This is a genomic window from Sphingobium trunci (assembly GCF_022664535.1).
In the GTDB taxonomy this organism is placed as follows: domain Bacteria; phylum Pseudomonadota; class Alphaproteobacteria; order Sphingomonadales; family Sphingomonadaceae; genus Sphingobium.
On sequence record NZ_JAKUJY010000001.1, the window covers coordinates 38,386 to 56,725 of the forward strand.

The 18,340-nt window shown below is 63.0% G+C and carries 17 protein-coding genes and 1 tRNA gene; 6 read left to right on the forward strand and 12 right to left on the reverse strand.

The features are described 5' to 3' along the window. Positions 1–65 precede the first annotated feature (65 nt). Positions 66–1,397: a GTPase HflX gene (hflX, locus tag MJ601_RS00175; RefSeq protein ID WP_242122572.1), complete on the forward strand. Its 1,332-nt coding sequence runs from the start codon at positions 66–68 to the stop codon at positions 1,395–1,397. 19 nt (positions 1,398–1,416) lie between these two features. Here the strand turns inward: hflX and MJ601_RS00180 are convergent, their stop codons facing one another. From MJ601_RS00180 to MJ601_RS00230, 11 genes are all read right to left on the reverse strand, one after another. Next, a complete protein-coding gene (locus MJ601_RS00180; RefSeq protein WP_242122573.1) occupies positions 1,417–1,896 on the reverse strand; it encodes a GNAT family N-acetyltransferase in 480 nt (159 codons plus the stop codon). After that, the gene (gene mazG, locus MJ601_RS00185; RefSeq protein ID WP_242122574.1) at positions 1,893–2,681 is read right to left on the reverse strand and encodes a nucleoside triphosphate pyrophosphohydrolase; all 789 of its coding nucleotides are present in this window, start codon (positions 2,679–2,681) and stop codon (positions 1,893–1,895) included. Before mazG ends, MJ601_RS00180 begins: the two co-directional genes overlap by 4 nt. A gap of 119 nt (positions 2,682–2,800) precedes the next feature. Next, complete coding sequence (locus MJ601_RS00190) at positions 2,801–4,108, reverse strand: MFS transporter (RefSeq protein WP_242122575.1); 1,308 nt, start codon at positions 4,106–4,108, stop codon at positions 2,801–2,803. Then, positions 4,105–4,737 carry a retropepsin-like aspartic protease family protein gene (locus tag MJ601_RS00195; RefSeq protein ID WP_242122576.1) on the reverse strand — a complete coding sequence of 211 codons (633 nt, stop codon included), beginning with the start codon at positions 4,735–4,737 and terminating at the stop codon, positions 4,105–4,107. Before MJ601_RS00195 ends, MJ601_RS00190 begins: the two co-directional genes overlap by 4 nt. Positions 4,738–4,742: 5 nt before the next feature. After that, entirely contained in the window at positions 4,743–5,534 is a 792-nt protein-coding gene (locus tag MJ601_RS00200; RefSeq protein WP_242122577.1) for an MBL fold metallo-hydrolase, read from the reverse strand. Further along, positions 5,531–6,304: a TatD family hydrolase gene (locus MJ601_RS00205; protein WP_242122578.1), complete on the reverse strand. Its 774-nt coding sequence runs from the start codon at positions 6,302–6,304 to the stop codon at positions 5,531–5,533. The genes MJ601_RS00200 and MJ601_RS00205 overlap by 4 nt, the downstream gene beginning before the upstream one ends. A gap of 4 nt (positions 6,305–6,308) precedes the next feature. After that, positions 6,309–7,871 (reverse strand): methionine--tRNA ligase, encoded by a 1,563-nt coding sequence (gene metG / locus MJ601_RS00210; protein WP_242122579.1) that lies wholly within the window; start codon positions 7,869–7,871, stop codon positions 6,309–6,311. A 44-nt stretch (positions 7,872–7,915) separates the two neighbouring features. Continuing rightward, a complete protein-coding gene (locus MJ601_RS00215) occupies positions 7,916–8,878 on the reverse strand; it encodes a DNA polymerase III delta subunit-related protein (RefSeq protein ID WP_242122580.1) in 963 nt (320 codons plus the stop codon). Continuing rightward, complete coding sequence (gene tmk / locus MJ601_RS00220; protein ID WP_242122581.1) at positions 8,875–9,501, reverse strand: dTMP kinase; 627 nt, start codon at positions 9,499–9,501, stop codon at positions 8,875–8,877. Before tmk ends, MJ601_RS00215 begins: the two co-directional genes overlap by 4 nt. Then, a complete protein-coding gene (locus MJ601_RS00225) occupies positions 9,498–10,661 on the reverse strand; it encodes a D-alanyl-D-alanine carboxypeptidase family protein (protein WP_242122582.1) in 1,164 nt (387 codons plus the stop codon). The genes tmk and MJ601_RS00225 overlap by 4 nt, the downstream gene beginning before the upstream one ends. Before the next feature lie 78 nt (positions 10,662–10,739). After that, positions 10,740–11,777, reverse strand: a complete 1,038-nt coding sequence (locus tag MJ601_RS00230) for a lytic murein transglycosylase (RefSeq protein ID WP_242122583.1) — start codon at positions 11,775–11,777, stop codon at positions 10,740–10,742. 148 nt (positions 11,778–11,925) lie between these two features. On the opposite strand from MJ601_RS00230, the gene MJ601_RS00235 reads away from it, so the two are divergent. The 3 genes from MJ601_RS00235 to MJ601_RS00245 all read left to right on the forward strand — a co-directional run bounded on the left by MJ601_RS00235 (position 11,926) and on the right by MJ601_RS00245 (position 13,050). Then, a tRNA-Ser gene (locus MJ601_RS00235) sits at positions 11,926–12,015 on the forward strand. Between the two features lie 85 nt (positions 12,016–12,100). Next, positions 12,101–12,337, forward strand: coding sequence for a hypothetical protein (locus MJ601_RS00240; protein ID WP_242122584.1), 237 nt, complete (start codon positions 12,101–12,103; stop codon positions 12,335–12,337). A 278-nt stretch (positions 12,338–12,615) separates the two neighbouring features. After that, the gene (locus MJ601_RS00245; protein WP_242122585.1) at positions 12,616–13,050 is read left to right on the forward strand and encodes a DUF983 domain-containing protein; all 435 of its coding nucleotides are present in this window, start codon (positions 12,616–12,618) and stop codon (positions 13,048–13,050) included. A 48-nt stretch (positions 13,051–13,098) separates the two neighbouring features. Here the strand turns inward: MJ601_RS00245 and secA are convergent, their stop codons facing one another. Then, entirely contained in the window at positions 13,099–15,828 is a 2,730-nt protein-coding gene (secA, locus tag MJ601_RS00250) for a preprotein translocase subunit SecA (protein WP_242122586.1), read from the reverse strand. Positions 15,829–16,307: 479 nt separating this feature from the next. Here secA and argJ point away from each other — a divergent pair, with 479 nt between their 5' ends. Both argJ and MJ601_RS00260 read left to right on the forward strand, forming a co-directional pair. Further along, positions 16,308–17,534, forward strand: a complete 1,227-nt coding sequence (gene argJ / locus MJ601_RS00255) for a bifunctional glutamate N-acetyltransferase/amino-acid acetyltransferase ArgJ (RefSeq protein ID WP_242122587.1) — start codon at positions 16,308–16,310, stop codon at positions 17,532–17,534. Next, complete coding sequence (locus MJ601_RS00260; RefSeq protein ID WP_242122588.1) at positions 17,534–18,334, forward strand: inositol monophosphatase family protein; 801 nt, start codon at positions 17,534–17,536, stop codon at positions 18,332–18,334. The genes argJ and MJ601_RS00260 overlap by 1 nt, the downstream gene beginning before the upstream one ends. Positions 18,335–18,340: the final 6 nt, after the last annotated feature.

An 18,340-nucleotide genomic window follows, 5' to 3' on the forward strand; every position in this document is an offset into this window, starting at 1 on the left:
TCGCTTTTTCTTATCCCGGCCCGGCTTCGGATGAAGCGGGTCGGGGACAGAAGCGTTAAGCCCTCATGGCCGTTTTCAACAGAGATTCCGCTGACGAAGTTTCACGCGGAGCGCGGGCCGTGGTCGTGCGCGCGGACGTCCATGGCCCGGAACGCCGCGACAGCGATGCCCGGCTGGAGGAGGCGAAAGGGCTTGCCCTCGCCATCGGCATTGATGTGCGGGCGGCGCAGGCTTTCCGCGTGCGCGATCGCAAGCCTGCGACGCTGTTCGGCAGCGGGCAGGTCGACCAGATCGCGACATTGGCGCGGATGGAAGAGGCCGAACTGGTCATCGTCGACAATGCGCTCAGCCCCGTGCAGCAGAGCAATCTGGAAAAGGCGACCGAAACGAAGGTCATCGACCGGACGGGGTTGATTCTGGAGATTTTCGGCGAACGGGCCGCGACCAATGAAGGCCGTTTGCAGGTCGAACTCGCGCATCTCGACTATCAGGCGGGCCGCCTGGTGCGCAGTTGGACCCACCTGGAACGGCAGCGGGGCGGCTTCGGCTTCCTGGGCGGTCCGGGTGAAACGCAGATCGAGGCCGACCGCCGCATGATCCGCGACCGGATGGCGAAAATCCGCCGTGAACTCGATCAGGTGACCAAGACGCGCGGGCTTCACCGGGCACGGCGGCAACGGGCGCCGTGGCCGGTCATAGCGCTGGTGGGCTATACCAATGCGGGCAAGTCCACCCTGTTCAACCGGCTGACCGGCGCTGACGTCATGGCCGAGGATCTGCTGTTCGCGACGCTCGATCCCACCATGCGGCAGATCGCCCTGCCGGGGCTGGACAAGGCGATCCTGTCGGATACGGTGGGCTTCGTCTCCGATCTTCCCACGCAACTCATCGCGGCCTTCCGTGCCACGCTGGAAGAGGTGCTGTCCGCCGATCTGATCGTTCACGTCCGCGATATCGCGCATCCCGATACCGAAGCGCAACGCGATGACGTCATGGACGTGTTGAGCGAACTGGGCGTGGCCGGGGAGGGGGCCCTCGAAGCGGGCGAAGGCAGCGAACCGCCGCCTATCATCGAAGCATGGAACAAGCTGGACCTGCTGGACGGGGAAGCGGCGGCACTCGCGCGGGAAACCGCGGCACGGCGTGAAGACGTGGTGATCCTGTCCGCCCTGACCGGGGAGGGGGTCGACGGCCTCCAGCGCGTGATCAGCGGCAGGCTGACCGCCGGGGCGCAAATGCACCATCTGCGCGTACCCCTGTCCGACGGCGCGGCCATGGCATGGCTGCATGAGCATGGCGAAGTGACCGGCAGCCGGGCCGATGGCGAGGATATGATGGTCGATGTCCGGCTGTCCGATTCCGCGCTGGCGCGGTTTCTCAAGCGGCGAGACGATTAGGGCCCGGTAAGAAAGGCCCCTAAAGGAAACGATGCATTACGAACGCATCGACCAGGCCTTCCTTGGGATGATCGAATACGGCTGGGAGCCGGCCGATGACCCCGAAACCCATCGCCTGCCAAAGCGCCACTGCCCGGTGGTTGGTCGCGATCACGAAATTGAACTGCATCGCACGATAGCCTTGCTGCCGTGCGAGATCGAGCGAAGCCGCGCACATGCGGCGCGCCACGCCACGCCCGTTGGCGTGGCTCGCGGTGACATAGGCCGCATTGGCGACATGGGATCCGCCACCGGCCTGGTTCGCCAGAATGTAGAAGACGCCCAGAATTTCGCCATCTTCCTCCAAAAGCCTGACGGTCCGTTCGGGGCTGGTCCAGAGGCGCAAAGCCTCTTCCCGGCTCATGTCGCGTGGGATGGCCAGCGTTTCGCCCGCGCGGATAGCGGGTTCCACTATCGACCAGATGGCGTCATGATCGGCTGTCGTGACCGGCCGGATCAAGGCTGCTTCAACTGCTGCTTCGCGCGCTGCCACAGGGCTTCCTTTTCATCGAGGGGAAGGGCGATGAAACGGTCGCCCGCCATGTCCTCCATCGCCCGGAAGCGTGCCTCGAACTTGCGATTGGCAGCGCGCAGGGCAACCTCCGGATCGACCTTGAGATGGCGGCCCAGATTGACGACGGCAAAGAGCAGGTCGCCAATCTCCTCCTCCTTTTCGGCCTGGGAGCTGGCGGCGCCGACCTCGTGCAATTCTTCCTCGATCTTGGCAAGCACGCCATCGGTATCGGGCCAGTCGAAGCCGGTTCGGGCTGCGCGCTTTTGCAGCTTTTCCGCCCGCAGCAAGGCCGGAAGCGCGATCGCGACCCCAGCCAGAGCGCTGGGATCTGGCTCCTTTTCGGCCCGTTCGGCCGCCTTGATCGCCTCCCACTGGGCATGGCCGTCTTCCCGGCGCGTCCCTTCGCCGAAAACATGCGGATGACGGCGGATCATCTTTTCGGTGATGCCGTCGATCACGTCCTGAAGCGCGAAATGGCCGCTCTGTTCAGCCATCCGGCTGTGGAAGGCGACCTGCAGCAGCAGATCGCCCAGCTCGTCGCGAAGCGCCGCCATATCCTCACGCTCGATCGCGTCGGCGACCTCATAGGCTTCCTCGATCGTGTAGGGCGCTATGCTGGCGAAATCCTGCTCGATATCCCAGGGACAGCCGCTTTCCGGATCACGAAGACGCGCCATCACATCGGCGAGCGGCATGATGTCGGCGGGACTGGCTTTCAAATCGGACGGCATGAGGCAACCTGACTGCTGAACTGCTGACGGGATAGGGGTTGAGCAGCCCATTGGCCAGCCCTACTAAAGTCCGATAATATATATTATGTTAAATCAATATGCAGCTTACCCCGGTCGCCTCAGTCTTCCAGGATGCGGCTATGCTGTCTGGTATCGCGCATGCGGATGTAGACAATGAGCGAAATGGCGATCATCAGGCTGACATAGACGTAAAAGGCCTGCTCCATTCCGATCTGCTTGAACCAGAGCGCGACGAACTCGGCCGTGCCGCCGAACAAGGTGTTGGCCAGCGCATAAGGCAAGGCTACGCCGAGCGCCCGGATATGAGCCGGGAAAAGCTCCGCCTTCACCACCGCGTTGATCGAGGTATAGCCGGTCACGATGATCAGCCCCGCCATGACGAGCAGACCGGCGATCACCGGGTCTCTGGTGACGGCGAGTGTCGCGAAGATCGGATAAGTGCCGATCATCCCCAGCAGGCCGAAGCCCACCATCAACGGCTTGCGGCCGATGCGGTCGGACAAGGCACCGGCAAACGGCTGCAACAACATGAAAACAAACAGCGTTATACCGTTGATTTGCGACGCAGTTTCCCGGCTCAATCCCGTCGTGTTGACCAGGAATTTCTGCATGTAGATGGAATAGGCATAGAAGGCGATGGTGCCGCCTGCGGTGAGCAGCATGACCGTCAGCGTTTCCCGCGGATGCCGCGTCACCAATTCGATGAAGCCGGATTTGGGTGCGCCCTCCGCCTTGGCGACAGCATAGCTTTGGGTTTCCGAGAGCCCACGGCGCAGCCAGAACACGATCACCGCAAGCGCCCCGCCGATCAGGAACGGTATGCGCCACCCCCAGGCGTCCAGTTCCGCCTCGCTCAAAATCCTCTGCAACAGCAGCAGCACGCAGATCGCCACCAATTGGCCCGCGATCAGCGTCACATATTGGAAGCTGGAATAGAAACCGCGCCGGTCACGTCCCGCCATTTCGGATAAATAGGTCGCGCTGGCGCCATATTCGCCACCGATGGACAGGCCCTGCATCAACCGGGCGAGGACCAGCAGCAGCGGCGCGCCCACGCCAATGGTCTGGTAGGATGGCGTAACGGCGATCAGCAGGGACCCGGCGCACATCAGCGCGACGGAGAGCGTCAGGCCGCTCTTGCGCCCATGGCGATCGGCATATACGCCCATCAGCCAGGCGCCTATCGGCCGCATCAGAAAACCGACCGCGAAAATGCCCGCCGCGCTCAGAAGCTGGGCTGTGCGGTCCTCGCTGGGGAAGAAATGCGGGGCGAAATAGAGGGTGAAGGCGGAATAGGCATACCAGTCATACCATTCCACCAGATTGCCCGTGGAGCCGCCGATGATGGCCTTGAGCCGTTGGCGCTGGCTGGGGGTGGAAGGGTGCACGGGTCGAGGTGACGTCATGGGGTCAGCACCATTTCACCATTCTGCACGCCCCAGCTTTTCAGCCGTGAAAGCATGTTCATGCCGATGACGTTCACTTCCCCGAAGGCGGGCGAAATGACGATGTCCAGGTCGCTCGCCCGGATCGGGCCGATGGCGAGCGTCGAGATGCTGGAGCGTTTGGCGTCGATCTTGCCGTTGGCGGTCATCATGGGAACGCCTGGCGCGTTCAGATCGAAATTGAGACCGGCGGCGCGAGCGGTACCCACCGACAGGGCGGTAAAGCTGGCACCGCTGTCGATCAGAAAACGCGTCGGCGTGCCGTTAACCGTGCCTTCGACCCAATAATGGCCATCGGAGGAAATGGGAATGCGCAGGACCTGCCCCTCCGCGCGGGCTTGCGGCAGGGGAGGAAGCGCTTGATCGGCGCGGGAGGCAACGGGGCCCTCTTCCCCGCCGATACGACCTGAAAAGAGACCGAATTTCTCCCCGGCCTTGAACAGACCCAGCAGGCCAGCGAAGATCACGACCCATAGCAGCGCCATGCGAAACAGGCCGCCCAATGGCGCACGTCGCGCGACCAGAGCCGATCCGACAAGGACAAGTGCCAGCACATACCAGAGACTGGACATTGCCTGATCGGTATCCATGACCCCTACCCCTCGCCTGCCGCATTGCCCACCATGGCGACCAGGCCGTCATATCCCGGTTCCACGCCATGTGGTAGTGTCCGGCACAGCGTCGTATAGTCCATGCTCTGATCCATATGCACCAATATGGCCCGCCTGGGGCGGAGCGCCTCTATGCCGTCCAGCGTCAGGGCCAGATGGGGATGCGTCGGGTGGGGCTTTTCGCGCAGGGCGTCGACCACCCAGATATCCAGGCCATCGTAAAGCGCCATCATATCCGGCGTCATCTCATGGAAATCAGTGGCATAGCCGATGCTATGGCCATCATGTGTGAATCGAAAGCCGGTCGAGAAAATCTCGCCATGGGGCTGATCGGTGCAGGCGATGTCGATATCGCCGATGCGCAGTCCATCGGGCAGGTCCTGCGGCGCTATTGTGGGGTGATAGCCGCTGCGGCCTTCAAAGGCATAGCCGAAGCGTTCCCGAAGCAGCTTGAGCGTCTGTGCGCGAGCATAGGCGGGAATGGGTTGCCCGCGATGATGATAGAGTTGCCGCACATCGTCGATGCCATGGCTGTGATCGGCATGGTCGTGAGTCCACAGGATCGCGTTTATATCGATGACATTGGCCGCCAGAAGCTGGGCGCGCATATCCGGCGAAGTATCGACCAGCAGTCGCGTGGTGGGGCTTTCGACAAGGATGGACGCCCGCGTACGGCGGTTTTTCGGCTCATCGGGGTCGCAGGCGCCCCAGTCATTCCCGATCCGCGGCACGCCGGAAGACGTCCCGCTGCCCAATATCGTGAGCTTGAGGCTCATGCGGCCTTGCTGAACAGCGTGCGAAAATTGGCGGACGTCGCGGCCGCCAGTTGGTCCACGCTCTCCCCCCGCAACTGGGCTAGAAAGCGGGCCGTGTCAGCCACATAGGCGGGTTCGCAGGGTTTGCCGCGATGGGGCATCGGTGCAAGGAAGGGGGAATCCGTTTCGATCAGCAGCCGGTCCAATGGCAGCCGTGCCGCCGTTTCCTGCAGATCCTTGGCATTTTTAAACGTCACGATGCCCGAAATGCTGATGTAGAGGCCCAGTTCCAGCGCCGCGTCGGCAAAGGCTCCGCTGGCCGTGAAGCAGTGGATGACCCCACCATAGCGTCCCTTCCCCATCTCGTCGCGCATGACGGCAAGCGTATCCTCCTCGGCATCGCGGGTGTGGACGATCAGCGGGAGCCCGGTTTCACGGCTGGCGGCGATGTGCGATCGGAAGCTGCGCTGCTGCCGTTCCCGGTCGCTATGGTCATAATAATAATCGAGGCCGGTTTCGCCGATACCCACGACCCGGGGATGGGCGGCGCGTTCGACCAGCTTGCCCGTGTCGACATGCGGATGCTCATCGGCTTCATGCGGATGGATGCCGACCGTGGCCCAGACATCGGGTTCCCGCAACGCCGTGCCCAACACATCGTCCCACTCGCTTTCGCGGGTGGCGATGTTGAGCATCAGGCCGACACCGGACGCGCGGGCACGTTCAAGCACATTCTGCTGATCCTCGATCAACCCTTTGTAATTCAGATGGCAATGACTGTCGATCAGCATGCAATCATCCCTCTTCCACGGGCAGTTCGAGGCGGGGGAAAAGCGGCTTGGGCGTGCCCAGGGTGAAGCCCGTGGCGCGAAGCCGCGCATAGCCGCCCGTGCCGATCGCCGCATAGCCGCGCTCCTCCTGCGCTATGCCCATCTGGTCGAGCAGAGCGGCAGCGCTGGCCGGAATGATGGGCTGGATCATGATGGCAAGATGGGTGATGGCTTCATAGAGGGTCGCGAGGACAGCCTCCATGCGCGCCGGGTCGGTCTTGCGCAGTGCCCAGGGCGCCTGGGCATCGATATAGGCGTTGCACGCGAAAACGGCGCGCATCCACGCCTCGATCGCGACCGAAGGCGCCAGTTCGGCCATGGCGGTCCGGAAGAGCCCGGCCGCTTCGGCTACGGTCTGGAGCAATTCGCCATCGACGGGCTGGGCGGCCGGTTCGGGCAGGCGGCCTTCCAGATTCTTGGCGATGAAGCTCAAGGTCCGCTGGGCAAGATTGCCGAAACTATTGGCAAGATCGCTGTTCGAACGGGCGACGATCGCCTCCGCACTATAGCTGCCGTCATTGCCGAACGTGACTTCGGACAACAGGAAATAGCGCAACTGGTCGACGCCGAAACGCTCCGCCAGTTCCATCGGATCAGCGACATTGCCGAGCGATTTCGACATCTTCTCTCCCCGGTTGAGGAGGAAGCCGTGGCCGAATATCTCTTTGGGCAGCGGCAGCTTCGCACTCATCAGGAATGCCGGCCAGTAAACTGCATGAAAACGGACGATATCCTTGCCGATGACATGGGTGATATCGCCGCCTTCAGACCAGTAGCGGGCCATCCGTTCCGCATCATCGGGATAGCCGCAGCCAGTCAGATAGTTGGTGAGCGCATCGACCCAGACATACATGACATGACCGTCGGCGCCCGGCACCTTCACGCCCCAGTCGAAGCTGGTCCGCGAGACGCTGAGGTCGGACAGGCCGCCTTCGACAAAGCGCATGATCTCATTGCGGCGGCTGTCCGGCTGGATGAAATCGGGCTGGCCGGCATAGAGGTCCAGCAACTTCTGCTGATAGGCGGACAAGCGGAAGAACCAGCTCTCCTCGACCGTCCATTCGACCGGCGTGCCCTGTGGGGAAAGCTTCTGCCCCCCCTCTCCCTCGGTCAGTTCCTTTTCGTCGTAAAAGGCCTCGTCGCGAACCGAATACCAGCCTTCATAGCGGCCGAGATAAAGATCGCCATTGGCCTCCATCGCCCGCCAGATTGCCTGGCTCGCCCGGTGATGGTCCGGTTCGCTGGTGCGGATAAAACGATCATAGCTGATGTTCAATCCATCGTTCATCATTTTGAAATGTCCTGACATTTCGTCGGCCAGTTCGCGCGGCTCAATGCCCCGGCCGCGCGCCGTCTGGGCCATTTTCAGCCCATGTTCGTCGGTTCCGGTCTGGAAGAAAACGTCGCGGCCCATCATCCGCTGGAAACGGGCAATCGCATCGGTGGCGATCACCTCATAGGCATGGCCGATATGCGGACGGCCATTGGGATAGCTGATGGCGGTGGTGATGGTATAGGGCTTGGACATGGCGCCATCCCTAGCCGCTGTTTAGCTTTGGGCAAAGCCGCTTTTCAACGCGCAAGGGCTGCGACGTGACCGGCCAGTTCGAACACCACCGCGCCCGGTTCCAGCGAAAGGATGATGGCACCGCCAGCGAGTTGGCGGGCCGCTTCCCAATGATCCAGCGCCTTGCCCAGATCGGCGCCGTGCCGCTTGCGCGCGGCATCGGCGATGAAGGCCGGGACTCGCTCCAGAAAGGCCTCATAGCGGGGCCGCGCAGCCTTGGATGCAAGCGATTTGGCGAGGATGAGGCGCTGGCGGTTGCCCGGATCGCCATCGGCCGCAATGGCGCCGAGCGACCGTTCCATATCCGCGATGCCCAGGCCCGCATAACGAAGGGACTTGCCCGGCGACCCCTCCCCTGCATGGATGAGCGCCGTGAGTTCCTGGTCGGAAAGGCTTTCATCCTGGGCGCGAAGGATCATGCGCATCGCATTGTCGTCCAGCCGGTCGAACCGGAGCGTACGGCAGCGGGAACGGATCGTCGGCAACAGGCGGCCGGGGGCATGGCTGACCAGCAGGAACAGCATGTCGGCAGGCGGCTCTTCGAGATTTTTGAGCAGTGCATTCGCCGCGCCGCGTTCCAGATCGTCGGCGCTGTCGATCACGACGACGCGGCGCGTGGACATGGACGGGGCGGACTGGATCAGCCGCTGCAACCCGCGTATCTGGTCCACCGTGATATTGCGCGCCGTGCCGCTCTCCTTTTCGAGGCAATAGAGTTCGGCATAGTCGGGATGGGCATCGGCTTCGAACAGGCGGCGGATCGGGTGGTCCTGCGGCACATCCAGACCTTCGCCGGACAGCGCCGGGCCAGCGGCTTCGGCCAGCAGGCGAAGGGCCATGGCGCGGGCGAAGCTGGCCTTTCCGATGCCGTGGGGGCCTGCGAGAATCCAGCCATGGTGCATGCGGCCGCTGCGCGCGGCGGTGAGCAGCATGCGGGTCTGCGCGTCATGCCCCAGAAGTGACGTCATGGCAGCAGGTCGTGGAGAGATATCAGCAACCGCTCCGTCACGGCCTCGGCAGTGCCCGATGCGTCAACGGAATACACTCGCTCCGCTTCCTGCGCTGCGAAACGGGAAAACGCCTCGGCCACGCGCTGGTGGAAGGCCCGGTCGCGGCCGCCGATACGGTCCGATGTCTCGCCGTCCCGCGTCCGTGCGCGGGCGGTCGCCTCCGTTTCCGGCAGGGTCAGGAACAATGTACGGTCAGGCAGAAAGCCTGCGCTGCCGATCCGGTGGAGCGTCAATATGTCGGAATCCGTCAATTCGCCCATGCCCTGATAGGCGCGGCTGCTGTCCAGAAAGCGATCAGACAGGACCCATGCGCCGCGATCGAGCGCGGGGCGGATCGTCCTTTCGACATGATCGGCGCGGGCGGCGGCAAAGAGCAGCGCTTCAGCCCGCGGGCTCCAGCGGTCCGCACCGCCGGTCAGCAGCAGATTGCGGATGGCTTCCGCGCCCTCACTGCCGCCCGGCTCACGGGTTTCGACGACCTCCAGACCGCGTGCGCGCAGAGCCGCAGCAAGTGCCCGAAGCTGGGTCGACTTGCCAGCGCCTTCCCCGCCTTCCAATGAGATGAAACGGCCGCGCGTCACCCGAAGAACGACTTCAGCCCGTTCCAGAGACGGCCGAAAATGCCTGCTTCGGACACGTCCTCACCGGCCACCAGAGGCAGGACCTGCGGCGGGGTGTCGGGGGTGGAGATGATGAGCTGGGCGATCTTCTGCCCCTTGGCGATGGGTGCCTTGATCGGTCCGGTATAGGAGACCTTGACCGAAATGTTGGACGATGCGGCACGCGGCAGCGTAACGGCCATGTCCTGCGGCGCGACGAGCGGAACGCTGGTGGCGCTGCCAAGCTGGACTTCGGCCGTTTCGACGGTCTGTCCCTTCTTGAACAGCGGCTGCGCCTTCCATGCGCGGAAGCCCCAGTCCATGAACCGCACGGACTCGGCGATGCGCTGGTTGGCGCTCGTCAGGCCGGCGACCACCATCACCAGGCGGCGGCCTTCCTGTTCGGCCGAGCCAGTGAAGCCATAGCCCGCTTCCTCGGTATGGCCCGTCTTGAGGCCATCGGCGCCCGGAACCTTGCCCAATATGGGATTGCGGTTGCCCTGCTCGATATCCGCACCGCCCATCGTCTTGCCCCAGGTGAAGGCGCGGGTGGCGTAGAATTTCTTGTAGAGACTGGGCGTTTCCTCGATCGTCGCTTCGGCCAGCGAAGCGAGATCCTGTGCCGTCACATAGGTGACGCCTTCATCCGGCCAGCCGTTGGACGTGCCGAAATTGCTGTTCTTGAGGCCGAGGCGCTTGGCTTCCTGGTTCATCAGCGCGACGAAGGCCTGTTCGGTTCCGGCAATCCCCTCGGCCAGGACGACGCAGGCGTCGTTGCCGGACAAGGTCACGATGCCATGGAGCAGATTTTCCACCGACACCTGCTCGCCGGGCGAGAGGAACATGGTCGAACCTGCCTGAGGCCCGTGCCATTGCTGCCAGGTTTCCGGGCGGACGGTGAATTTCTGGTCGAGCTTCAGGTCGCCCTTCTGGATCAGGCGGAACGCGACATGGACCGTCATCATCTTCGCCATGGAGGCGGGCGGCATCCGCGTTTCACCCCCCTTGTCGTACAGCACGGCCCCGGAAGACAAATCCTTCAGATAGGCGATCGGCGCCTCGCTGGTATAGGGCGGCGCGGCTGCGGTCAGCGGCTGGGAGAGCAACCCGGCAAACAGGAGGGCGGCGACGGACTTCTTCATGCAGGACTGCCTTCGGATGATGGATTCTTGATGAGCCTTGGCTTTCATTAGCCCTGACCGGGCCGATCGCAAAGAGGTCTATTGCCTGACGGCATCCGCCAGCAGGCCGACCGACAAGGCATAGAAATTGGAGCAGTTATAATCCAGTATCGCCCGGTAATTGCTGGTCAGCAGATAGGCCGTCTTGCCGGGTCCATCCGGTTCCAGCAACGTCGCCAGGACCTGATCAGCGGGCCAGGTGCCGCCCGACGGGACGATACCCATGCGGCGCCATTCGGCCATGGTCAGCCAGCGGCTGTGCCGGCTGAAGACCCGCTCGCAACGCGCCGGGTTGGTGCGCGGAGTGATGGCCGCGCGATCAAGGCCCGCCGGCACCGACACGGCGATGCCCCAGGGCTGACCCCGCCGCCATCCGGCATGAACGAAATAATTGGCGATCGAGGCTAGCGCATCGGCTTCGCTGTTCCAGATATCGACCCGGCCGTCGCCGTCGCCATCCTTGCCCAGCCGCAGATAGACGCTGGGCAGAAATTGCGGATAGCCGGTCGCGCCTGCCCAACTCCCGACCAGGCGGCTGCGGGGAACGCCATTGTCCAGCATCTTGAGTGTGGCGAGCAGTTCCGGCTCGAAAAGGCTGCGCCGCCGCCCTTCGTAGGACAGCGTCGCCAGCGAGCGGATCAGGTCGAAATCGCCGGTATAGGAGCCGTAGTTGGTTTCATGGCCGTAGATGGCGACCATGATCTCCTCCGGCACGCCGGTCTCGGCCTCGATCCGGGCGAGCCGGGCGCGGTTGGTGCTGTAGGCGGTCCGGCCGCGGCTGATTCGGGCGGCATCGACATGCTGGCGGCGATAAGGCTCGAAATTGGGAATGGGCGAATAGGCGCCACCGCCCGGCTGGTTCTGGTCAAGCTGGACCACGCGGGGATTGGGCGTCAGTGTCGGGAAGACGCTGTTGAGGGTCGCGTCGCTGATGCCCATGGCGCGGGCCTTGGGCCGAAGGGACTCCAGATAGGCGCGGAATCCGACATCCTCCTGCGCCATCACGCTGTCTGCCGTCAGGCTGCCCACCATAACGGCGGCAAGCCCCAGCAATAACGACAGAATGGACGAACGCATTGAAGAATCTCCTTGTCCTCATTTGTTGCACAGCGATGCCGTGGCGTGAATCCCCTTATTGGTACAAAGCTGGATTTGGGCGACGAAACAGCGCCCCGCTCATTTTGCGCTTGGCATGGCCGCCCCGTTCGCTAGGAAGCGTGCCAACGGACAGGTGGCCGAGTGGTTTAAGGCAGCGGTCTTGAAAACCGCCGTGGGTTTGCGCTCACCGTGGGTTCGAATCCCACCCTGTCCGCCAGATACTCCTGGCGGAAGTTTGATCTTCATTAAAGCGCACCCATATGGGGCATGTTAGGGTCGCAGTCTGACCATCGGAGGTGATGATGTCTGCCGATACCGACGCCCGATACCTGTTCCGCCGAGCCAAAGAAGAAGCTGCCAAGGCCGAGGCCGCGGTCAGGCGCAGGGGGCCGGCTCAGGAAATTGCCGCCCATCGCGAACTGGCGCTGCGTTACAAGGTGAGGGCCTTGTCCATGTCCTGCCCCGATCAGGTTCTGCATGACGCCATGGAACGGGACCAGGCATCTGCCGATGCGCATATCGGCAAGACGAGGCACTGACCGTCGAGCGGGACGTGTCACTCTTTCAACCGGATAAAAAAGCGCCCCCGGGCAAGGGAAAGCCGGGAGCGCGACTTGTTTGCTGTCGGGCATCCAAATCACCATCCATGTAACACAGGATAGCGTTTCCGGCAATCTATCTAAAGGTAGAGTCCAGCTTTCCGTAAGGGAAAGCCGGGATCAATGCTGCCGCTAGGGCAAAAGGCCCAATTGAAACAGAAGCTTTGCATCATGACATGGCGGGCAATGCAGAATGACATGAAAATGGGTGATGAAAGATGAGCAGCGATCCGACGACGGCGAGCGATGGAAGGCGCTGGCCGCAACGTTCACCCCTTGAGACCGGACCTTTCGGACGCTGCCCGCGCTGCGGCGAGGGGCATATATTCCATGGGTTCCTGACCGTCAGGGACCGGTGCGAAGTCTGCGGTCTCAGCTACGACTTTGCCGATCCGGCCGACGGACCAGCGGTTTTCGTCCAGCTCTTTGCCTGCGTGCCGGGCGTGATCTTCATCGTGATGCTGGAAATCCTGGCCCGGCCGGGCCTGTGGGTGCATCTGGCCGTCGGCATTCCCGTGCTGATCCTAACGGCAGTGCTGCCGCTGAGGCCCATCAAGGGGTGGCTGATTGCCGCTCAATATGTGAACAAAGCACAGGAGGCCGGCACCGCCCGCCTATGGGCGCAGCTTCACGACCGGCCGCCCTCCGAATGACCGGGCCACACCGGACAGAACAGGGCCGGGCTGCATGAGACGGCGCGCTTAGCTGAGCGCGCCGTGGCAATGCTTGTATTTCTGACCTGAGCCGCAGGGGCAAGGCGCGTTGCGGCTGATGTCCAGATTGGCGAACTCGCCCGCCTGAGCACTGCCGACGGGCGGGCGCGGGATGGTGGTGGTGATGCCCAACTGGCTCCCGTCGATATCCGCGCTATTGTCCTCGCCCGAAAACGGGTCGATATGCGTCGTGATGAAGTCGGGCAGGACCGGCAGATCGAATTCCGGCAGCGGTTCCTCCATGCGGAACTGAACGCGGGCGATGGAGCCGGTCACGTCCTCACGGATATTGTCCAGCATCCGCTCGAACAGGGCGAAGGCTTCCTGCTTATATTCGTTGATCGGCGTCTTTTGCGCATAGGCGCGCAGGTGCACGACCTGGCGGAGCGCGTCGAGCGTCGACAGATGCTCCTTCCAATGATGGTCCAGGCTCTGGAGCAGGATCGACTTTTCGATCATGTGCCAGTTTTCGGGATCGAGTTCCTTGATCTTTCCGGCGACGGCTTCATCCGCCAGCGCGGTCAGCCGTTCCTCGATCATTTCCGGATCGACATGATCCTCGGCGAGCCAGGCGTCGAAATCCGGTTCAAGGTTCAGAATCTCGGCGGTGCGCGCCTTGAGCCGTTCCATGTCCCACTGTTCGGGATAGGTGCCCGGCGGGCAGGAAGAACCGACCAGATCATTGACCGTCTCGTGGCGCATGTCGGTGACGACGTCATCGACCGTCTCGGCATCCATGATATCGGCGCGCTGCTCATAGATGACCTTGCGCTGGTCGTTCATCACATCGTCATATTCGACGACCTGCTTGCGGATATCGTAGTTGCGCGCCTCGACCTTCTTCTGCGCGGTCTCGATCGCCTTGCTCAACCATTTCGAAGGCGGCAGCGCCTCGCCATCCTCCAGGTTGGAGCGGATCATCTTCGCGAACATCGTGTCCGGTCCGAATATGCGCATCAGATCGTCGTCAAGGCTGAGGTAGAAACGCGAGAGGCCAGGATCGCCCTGACGGCCCGATCGGCCACGGAGCTGATTGTCGATACGGCGGCTTTCGTGGCGCTCGGTCGCGAGCACGAACAGACCACCGGCGGCGAGCACTTCCTGCTTCTCCGCTTCGATCTCCGCCTCGATACGGCGAATCGCGGCGTCGCGTTCCGGCCCCTCGGGCATGTCGCGCAGTTCATCCTCGACGCGCATTTCCAGGTTGCCGCCCAGTTTGATGTCGGTGCCGCGGCCGGCCATGTTGGTGGCGATCGTCACCGCGCCCTTGCGGCCGGCCTGCGCCACGATATGCGCTTCGCTTTCGTGGAAGCGGGCGTTGAGGACGGCATGCTTCACCCCTTCCTGGTTCAGGAATTCGGACAGCATTTCCGACTTTTCGATCGAAACGGTGCCGACCAGCACGGGCTGGCCCTTTTCCTGATGCTCGCGGATGGTACGCGCGATGCCGCGGAACTTGTCTTCCAGATTCTTGTAGAAACTGTCTTCCTCATCAATCCGCTGCACCGGCCGGTTGGTCGGGATGGTGACGACGTTCATCTTGTAGATTTCGTAGAATTCGGTCGCCTCGGTAGCGGCCGTGCCGGTCATGCCGCCCAGCTTCGGGTACATGCGGAAATAATTCTGGAAGGTGATGGAGGCGAGCGTCTGGTTTTCCGGCTCGATATTCACCGCTTCCTTGGCTTCCACCGCCTGGTGCAGGCCGTCCGACCAGCGGCGGCCGTCCATCATGCGGCCGGTGAACTCGTCGATGATGATGACCTTGCCGTCCTTGACGATGTAATCGATGTCGCGGCGGAACATCACGTTCGCGCGCAGCGCCTGATTGACATGATGGACGACGGCCGTGTTCTCGAAATCATAGAGGTTGGCGCCCTGCAGCAGCCCGGCCTCTTCCAGCATGCGCTCGATCTTCTCGGTGCCGTCCTCGGTCAGGGTGACGGTGCGCTGCTTCTCGTCCTTCTCATAATCGGCTTCGTCGAGCCGCTTCACGATGGTGTCGACCGCGACATAGAGTTCCGACTTGTCGTCGGTCGGCCCCGAAATGATCAGCGGCGTGCGCGCCTCGTCGATCAGGATCGAGTCCACCTCATCGACGATCGCGAAGTTGAAGGGCCGCTGCACCATCGACGCGCGGTCATATTTCATATTGTCGCGCAGATAATCGAAGCCGAGTTCGTTGTTCGTCGCATAGGTGATGTCGGCATTATAGGCCTCTCGGCGCTGGTCTTCCGACAAGTTGGGCACGATCACGCCGGTGGTGAGGCCCAGGAAACGATAGACCTGCCCCATCCATTCGCAGTCGCGGCTGGCGAGGTAGTCGTTCACGGTGACGACGTGGACGCCCTTCCCCTCCAGCGCGTTGAGATAGGTGGCGAGCGTCGCCACCAGCGTCTTGCCCTCGCCGGTCCGCATTTCGGCGATCTCGCCCCGATGCAGCACGATACCGCCGACCATCTGCACATCATAATGGCGCTGGCCCAGCGTCCGCTTGGCGGCTTCGCGCACCGTGGCGAAGGCTTCCGGCAGCAGGTCGTCCAGCGTTTCGCCCTGCGCCAGCCGCTCACGGAATTTCACGGTCTGCGCCGTCAGTTCCTCGTCGCTCATCGCCGAAATGGCGGGTTCGAAAGAGGCGATGCGTTCGACGGTCTTACCCAGCGACTTGACGTAGCGGTCGTTGGATGAGCCGAAAATGGACTTGGCGAGTGCGCCGAACATGCAAGTTCCTGACAAAAGGGGAACGCGCAGCCCTGAGGCAACGCGCACAGACATGCGCGGCGATTTAGGGACCACACAGGCTTTAGTCAATCAGAGCAAAGATGCGGTGAAGCCATGCTGAACGGCAATCACAGCCGATAGTCCTTATCGAATGCCCCATGAGCAGGATGGGGGCGGCCAGTGGCATTCTGTGGCCTATCGTCCGCAAAATGAAAGCTGAGCGACATATATCCCGGCGGTGCGCGCATAAAGTTGCGTGGCGCGACTTTACTCATCCTTTCGATATCGGCCCTCTGATGCGGCCTCGCCGCGGGCGCAACCCCGTTCGATCATCATGAAAGCCAACATATAGCCGGAACCTGTTTCAGTTCGCACAAGCGGATCTATCGGGATTTCCTATGTCCGAGCCTTTGGCCATAGGATGATGGCGACGCCCCCCGCGGATTGACGCGCGGCGCGATTTCCATCATCCCGCGCCGATGACCACACGCTCTCCCCTCGCGCCCCCATCCTTCCCGATCCTGCCGTCCATTTCCGGCGTCACGCTCCGGATCGCGCGTGCGCGATACAAGAATTGGGACCGGTGCGACCTGACCTATGTCGAACTGGACGAAGGCACGGCGGTCGCCGGCGTGACCACGCAGAGCAAATGCCCCTCGCCCGAGGTCGAATGGTGCCGGGATGCGATTCCGCTCGGCTCGGCGCGGGCCCTGGTGGTGAATGCGGGCAACGCCAATGCCTTTACCGGCCATCGCGGCCGGGCGGCGGTGGAAGCGATCGCGGCCAAGGTCGCCAATCACCTGTTCTGCAAGCCGTCGGACGTGTTCATTTCCTCGACGGGCGTGATCGGCGTCCCCTTGCCCGTCGACAAGGCTGAAGCCGGCTTGGAAGCGGCCTTCACCGCCGAGACCTGTAGCTGGGAGGATGCCGCCAACACCATCGGCACCACCGACACCTATGCCAAGGGCGCGCATGTTTCGGCGATGATCGGGGACCAGCGCGTCGAACTGGTCGGGATCATCAAGGGGTCGGGCATGATCGCGCCCGACATGGCGACGATGCTGGGCTATATCTTCACCGATGCGGCGATCGATCCCCGGCTGCTTCAGCAGATGCTGTCCTCCGTCAACAGACGGACCTTCTCCTGCATCACGGTCGACAGCGACACCTCGACCAGCGACACGGTGCTGGCTTTCGCCACCGGCAAGGCGGGCAATGCGTTGCTGGCGTCGATGGACGATGCCGGGGCGGATGCCTTCGCGGCCGCGCTGGGCGATCTTTGCCGCCAACTCGCCCACCTGGTGGTGCGCGACGGCGAAGGCGCGAGCAAGTTCGTCGAGATCACCGTCGAGGGTGCGGAAAGCGACGCCAGCGCGCATCGCATCGCTTTGTCCATCGCCAATTCCCCGCTGGTGAAGACCGCCATCGCGGGCGAAGACGCCAATTGGGGCCGTGTCGTCATGGCCGTCGGCAAGGCAGGAGAGCCCGCTGATCGGGACAAGCTCTCCATCCGCTTCGGCGCGACCCAGGTCGCATCCGGCGGTCTGGCGGTCGAGGGCTATGACGAAGCGCCGGTGGCCGCCCACCTCAAGGGGCAGGACATCGTGATCGGCGTCGATCTGGGGCTGGGCGAAGGCCGCGCGACGGTTTGGACCTGCGACCTGACGCATGGCTATATCTCGATCAACGCGGACTATCGGAGCTGATGCCGACCGAACTGCATGGGCCGGTGGTCGCGCTGATGCGCGAGGTGGCCCGGGATGTCGTCATGCCGCGCTACCAGAATCTCGCCAGCCATGAGATCAGCGAGAAGTCGGCGGCCGACGATCTCGTCACCATTGCCGACAAGGAAAGCGAGATCAGGCTGGCCGAAGGGCTGTCGGCCATCCTGCCCGAAGCCGGGGTCATCGGGGAGGAAGCCTGCGCGGCCGACCCGGCGATATTGGAGCGGGCGGGCGATGGGCTGAACTGGATCATCGATCCGATCGATGGGACCGGCAATTTCGCCGCCGGAAAGCCGCCCTTCGGTATCATGGTGGCTCTGGCCGACGCGGGCACCATCCTGGCTGGATGGATATTGGATCCGCTGACCGGGCGGCTGTGCCACGCCATATTGGGCGCGGGCAGCCATATTGACGGGCAACAGGTCCATGCGCGGGAAACCGGGGCCGACCTGCCGGTTGCCGCTCTGGCGGTCTATTTCATGACCCCGGAGGAGCGCGCCGATATCCAGCGCCGGTCGCAGTCCACCTTCCAGCTTGTGGATATTCCCCGCTGCGCTGCCGAGCAATATCCGCGCCTGGTGCTGGGGCAGAACGACATTTCGGTCTTCGCGCGGACTTTGCCCTGGGATCATGCAGCGGGCACGCTCTTCCTCAACGAGGCGGGCGGTCTTTGTCAGCGGCTGGACGGATCGCCCTATGTCGTGGGTGATTTGCAGCGTGGACTGCTGGGGGCTTCCTCGCCCCGGCTTTGGGACATGGCGGCGGACCGGCTGTTTCGCTGATGGAAA

Coding starts and splice junctions, on each gene's coding strand:
- MJ601_RS00225 (WP_242122582.1), bottom strand. CDS start 10,661: ATGAAGAAGTCCGTCGCCGCCCTCCTGTTTGCCGGGTTGCTCTCCCAG.
- MJ601_RS00190 (WP_242122575.1), bottom strand. CDS start 4,108: ATGACGTCACCTCGACCCGTGCACCCTTCCACCCCCAGCCAGCGCCAA.
- MJ601_RS00200 (WP_242122577.1), bottom strand. CDS start 5,534: ATGAGCCTCAAGCTCACGATATTGGGCAGCGGGACGTCTTCCGGCGTG.
- secA (WP_242122586.1), bottom strand. CDS start 15,828: ATGTTCGGCGCACTCGCCAAGTCCATTTTCGGCTCATCCAACGACCGC.
- mazG (WP_242122574.1), bottom strand. CDS start 2,681: ATGCCGTCCGATTTGAAAGCCAGTCCCGCCGACATCATGCCGCTCGCC.
- MJ601_RS00205 (WP_242122578.1), bottom strand. CDS start 6,304: ATGCTGATCGACAGTCATTGCCATCTGAATTACAAAGGGTTGATCGAG.
- MJ601_RS00245 (WP_242122585.1), top strand. CDS start 12,616: ATGAGCAGCGATCCGACGACGGCGAGCGATGGAAGGCGCTGGCCGCAA.
- argJ (WP_242122587.1), top strand. CDS start 16,308: ATGACCACACGCTCTCCCCTCGCGCCCCCATCCTTCCCGATCCTGCCG.
- MJ601_RS00195 (WP_242122576.1), bottom strand. CDS start 4,737: ATGGATACCGATCAGGCAATGTCCAGTCTCTGGTATGTGCTGGCACTT.
- MJ601_RS00240 (WP_242122584.1), top strand. CDS start 12,101: ATGTCTGCCGATACCGACGCCCGATACCTGTTCCGCCGAGCCAAAGAA.
- MJ601_RS00230 (WP_242122583.1), bottom strand. CDS start 11,777: ATGCGTTCGTCCATTCTGTCGTTATTGCTGGGGCTTGCCGCCGTTATG.
- MJ601_RS00260 (WP_242122588.1), top strand. CDS start 17,534: ATGCCGACCGAACTGCATGGGCCGGTGGTCGCGCTGATGCGCGAGGTG.
- MJ601_RS00215 (WP_242122580.1), bottom strand. CDS start 8,878: ATGACGTCACTTCTGGGGCATGACGCGCAGACCCGCATGCTGCTCACC.
- metG (WP_242122579.1), bottom strand. CDS start 7,871: ATGTCCAAGCCCTATACCATCACCACCGCCATCAGCTATCCCAATGGC.
- hflX (WP_242122572.1), top strand. CDS start 66: ATGGCCGTTTTCAACAGAGATTCCGCTGACGAAGTTTCACGCGGAGCG.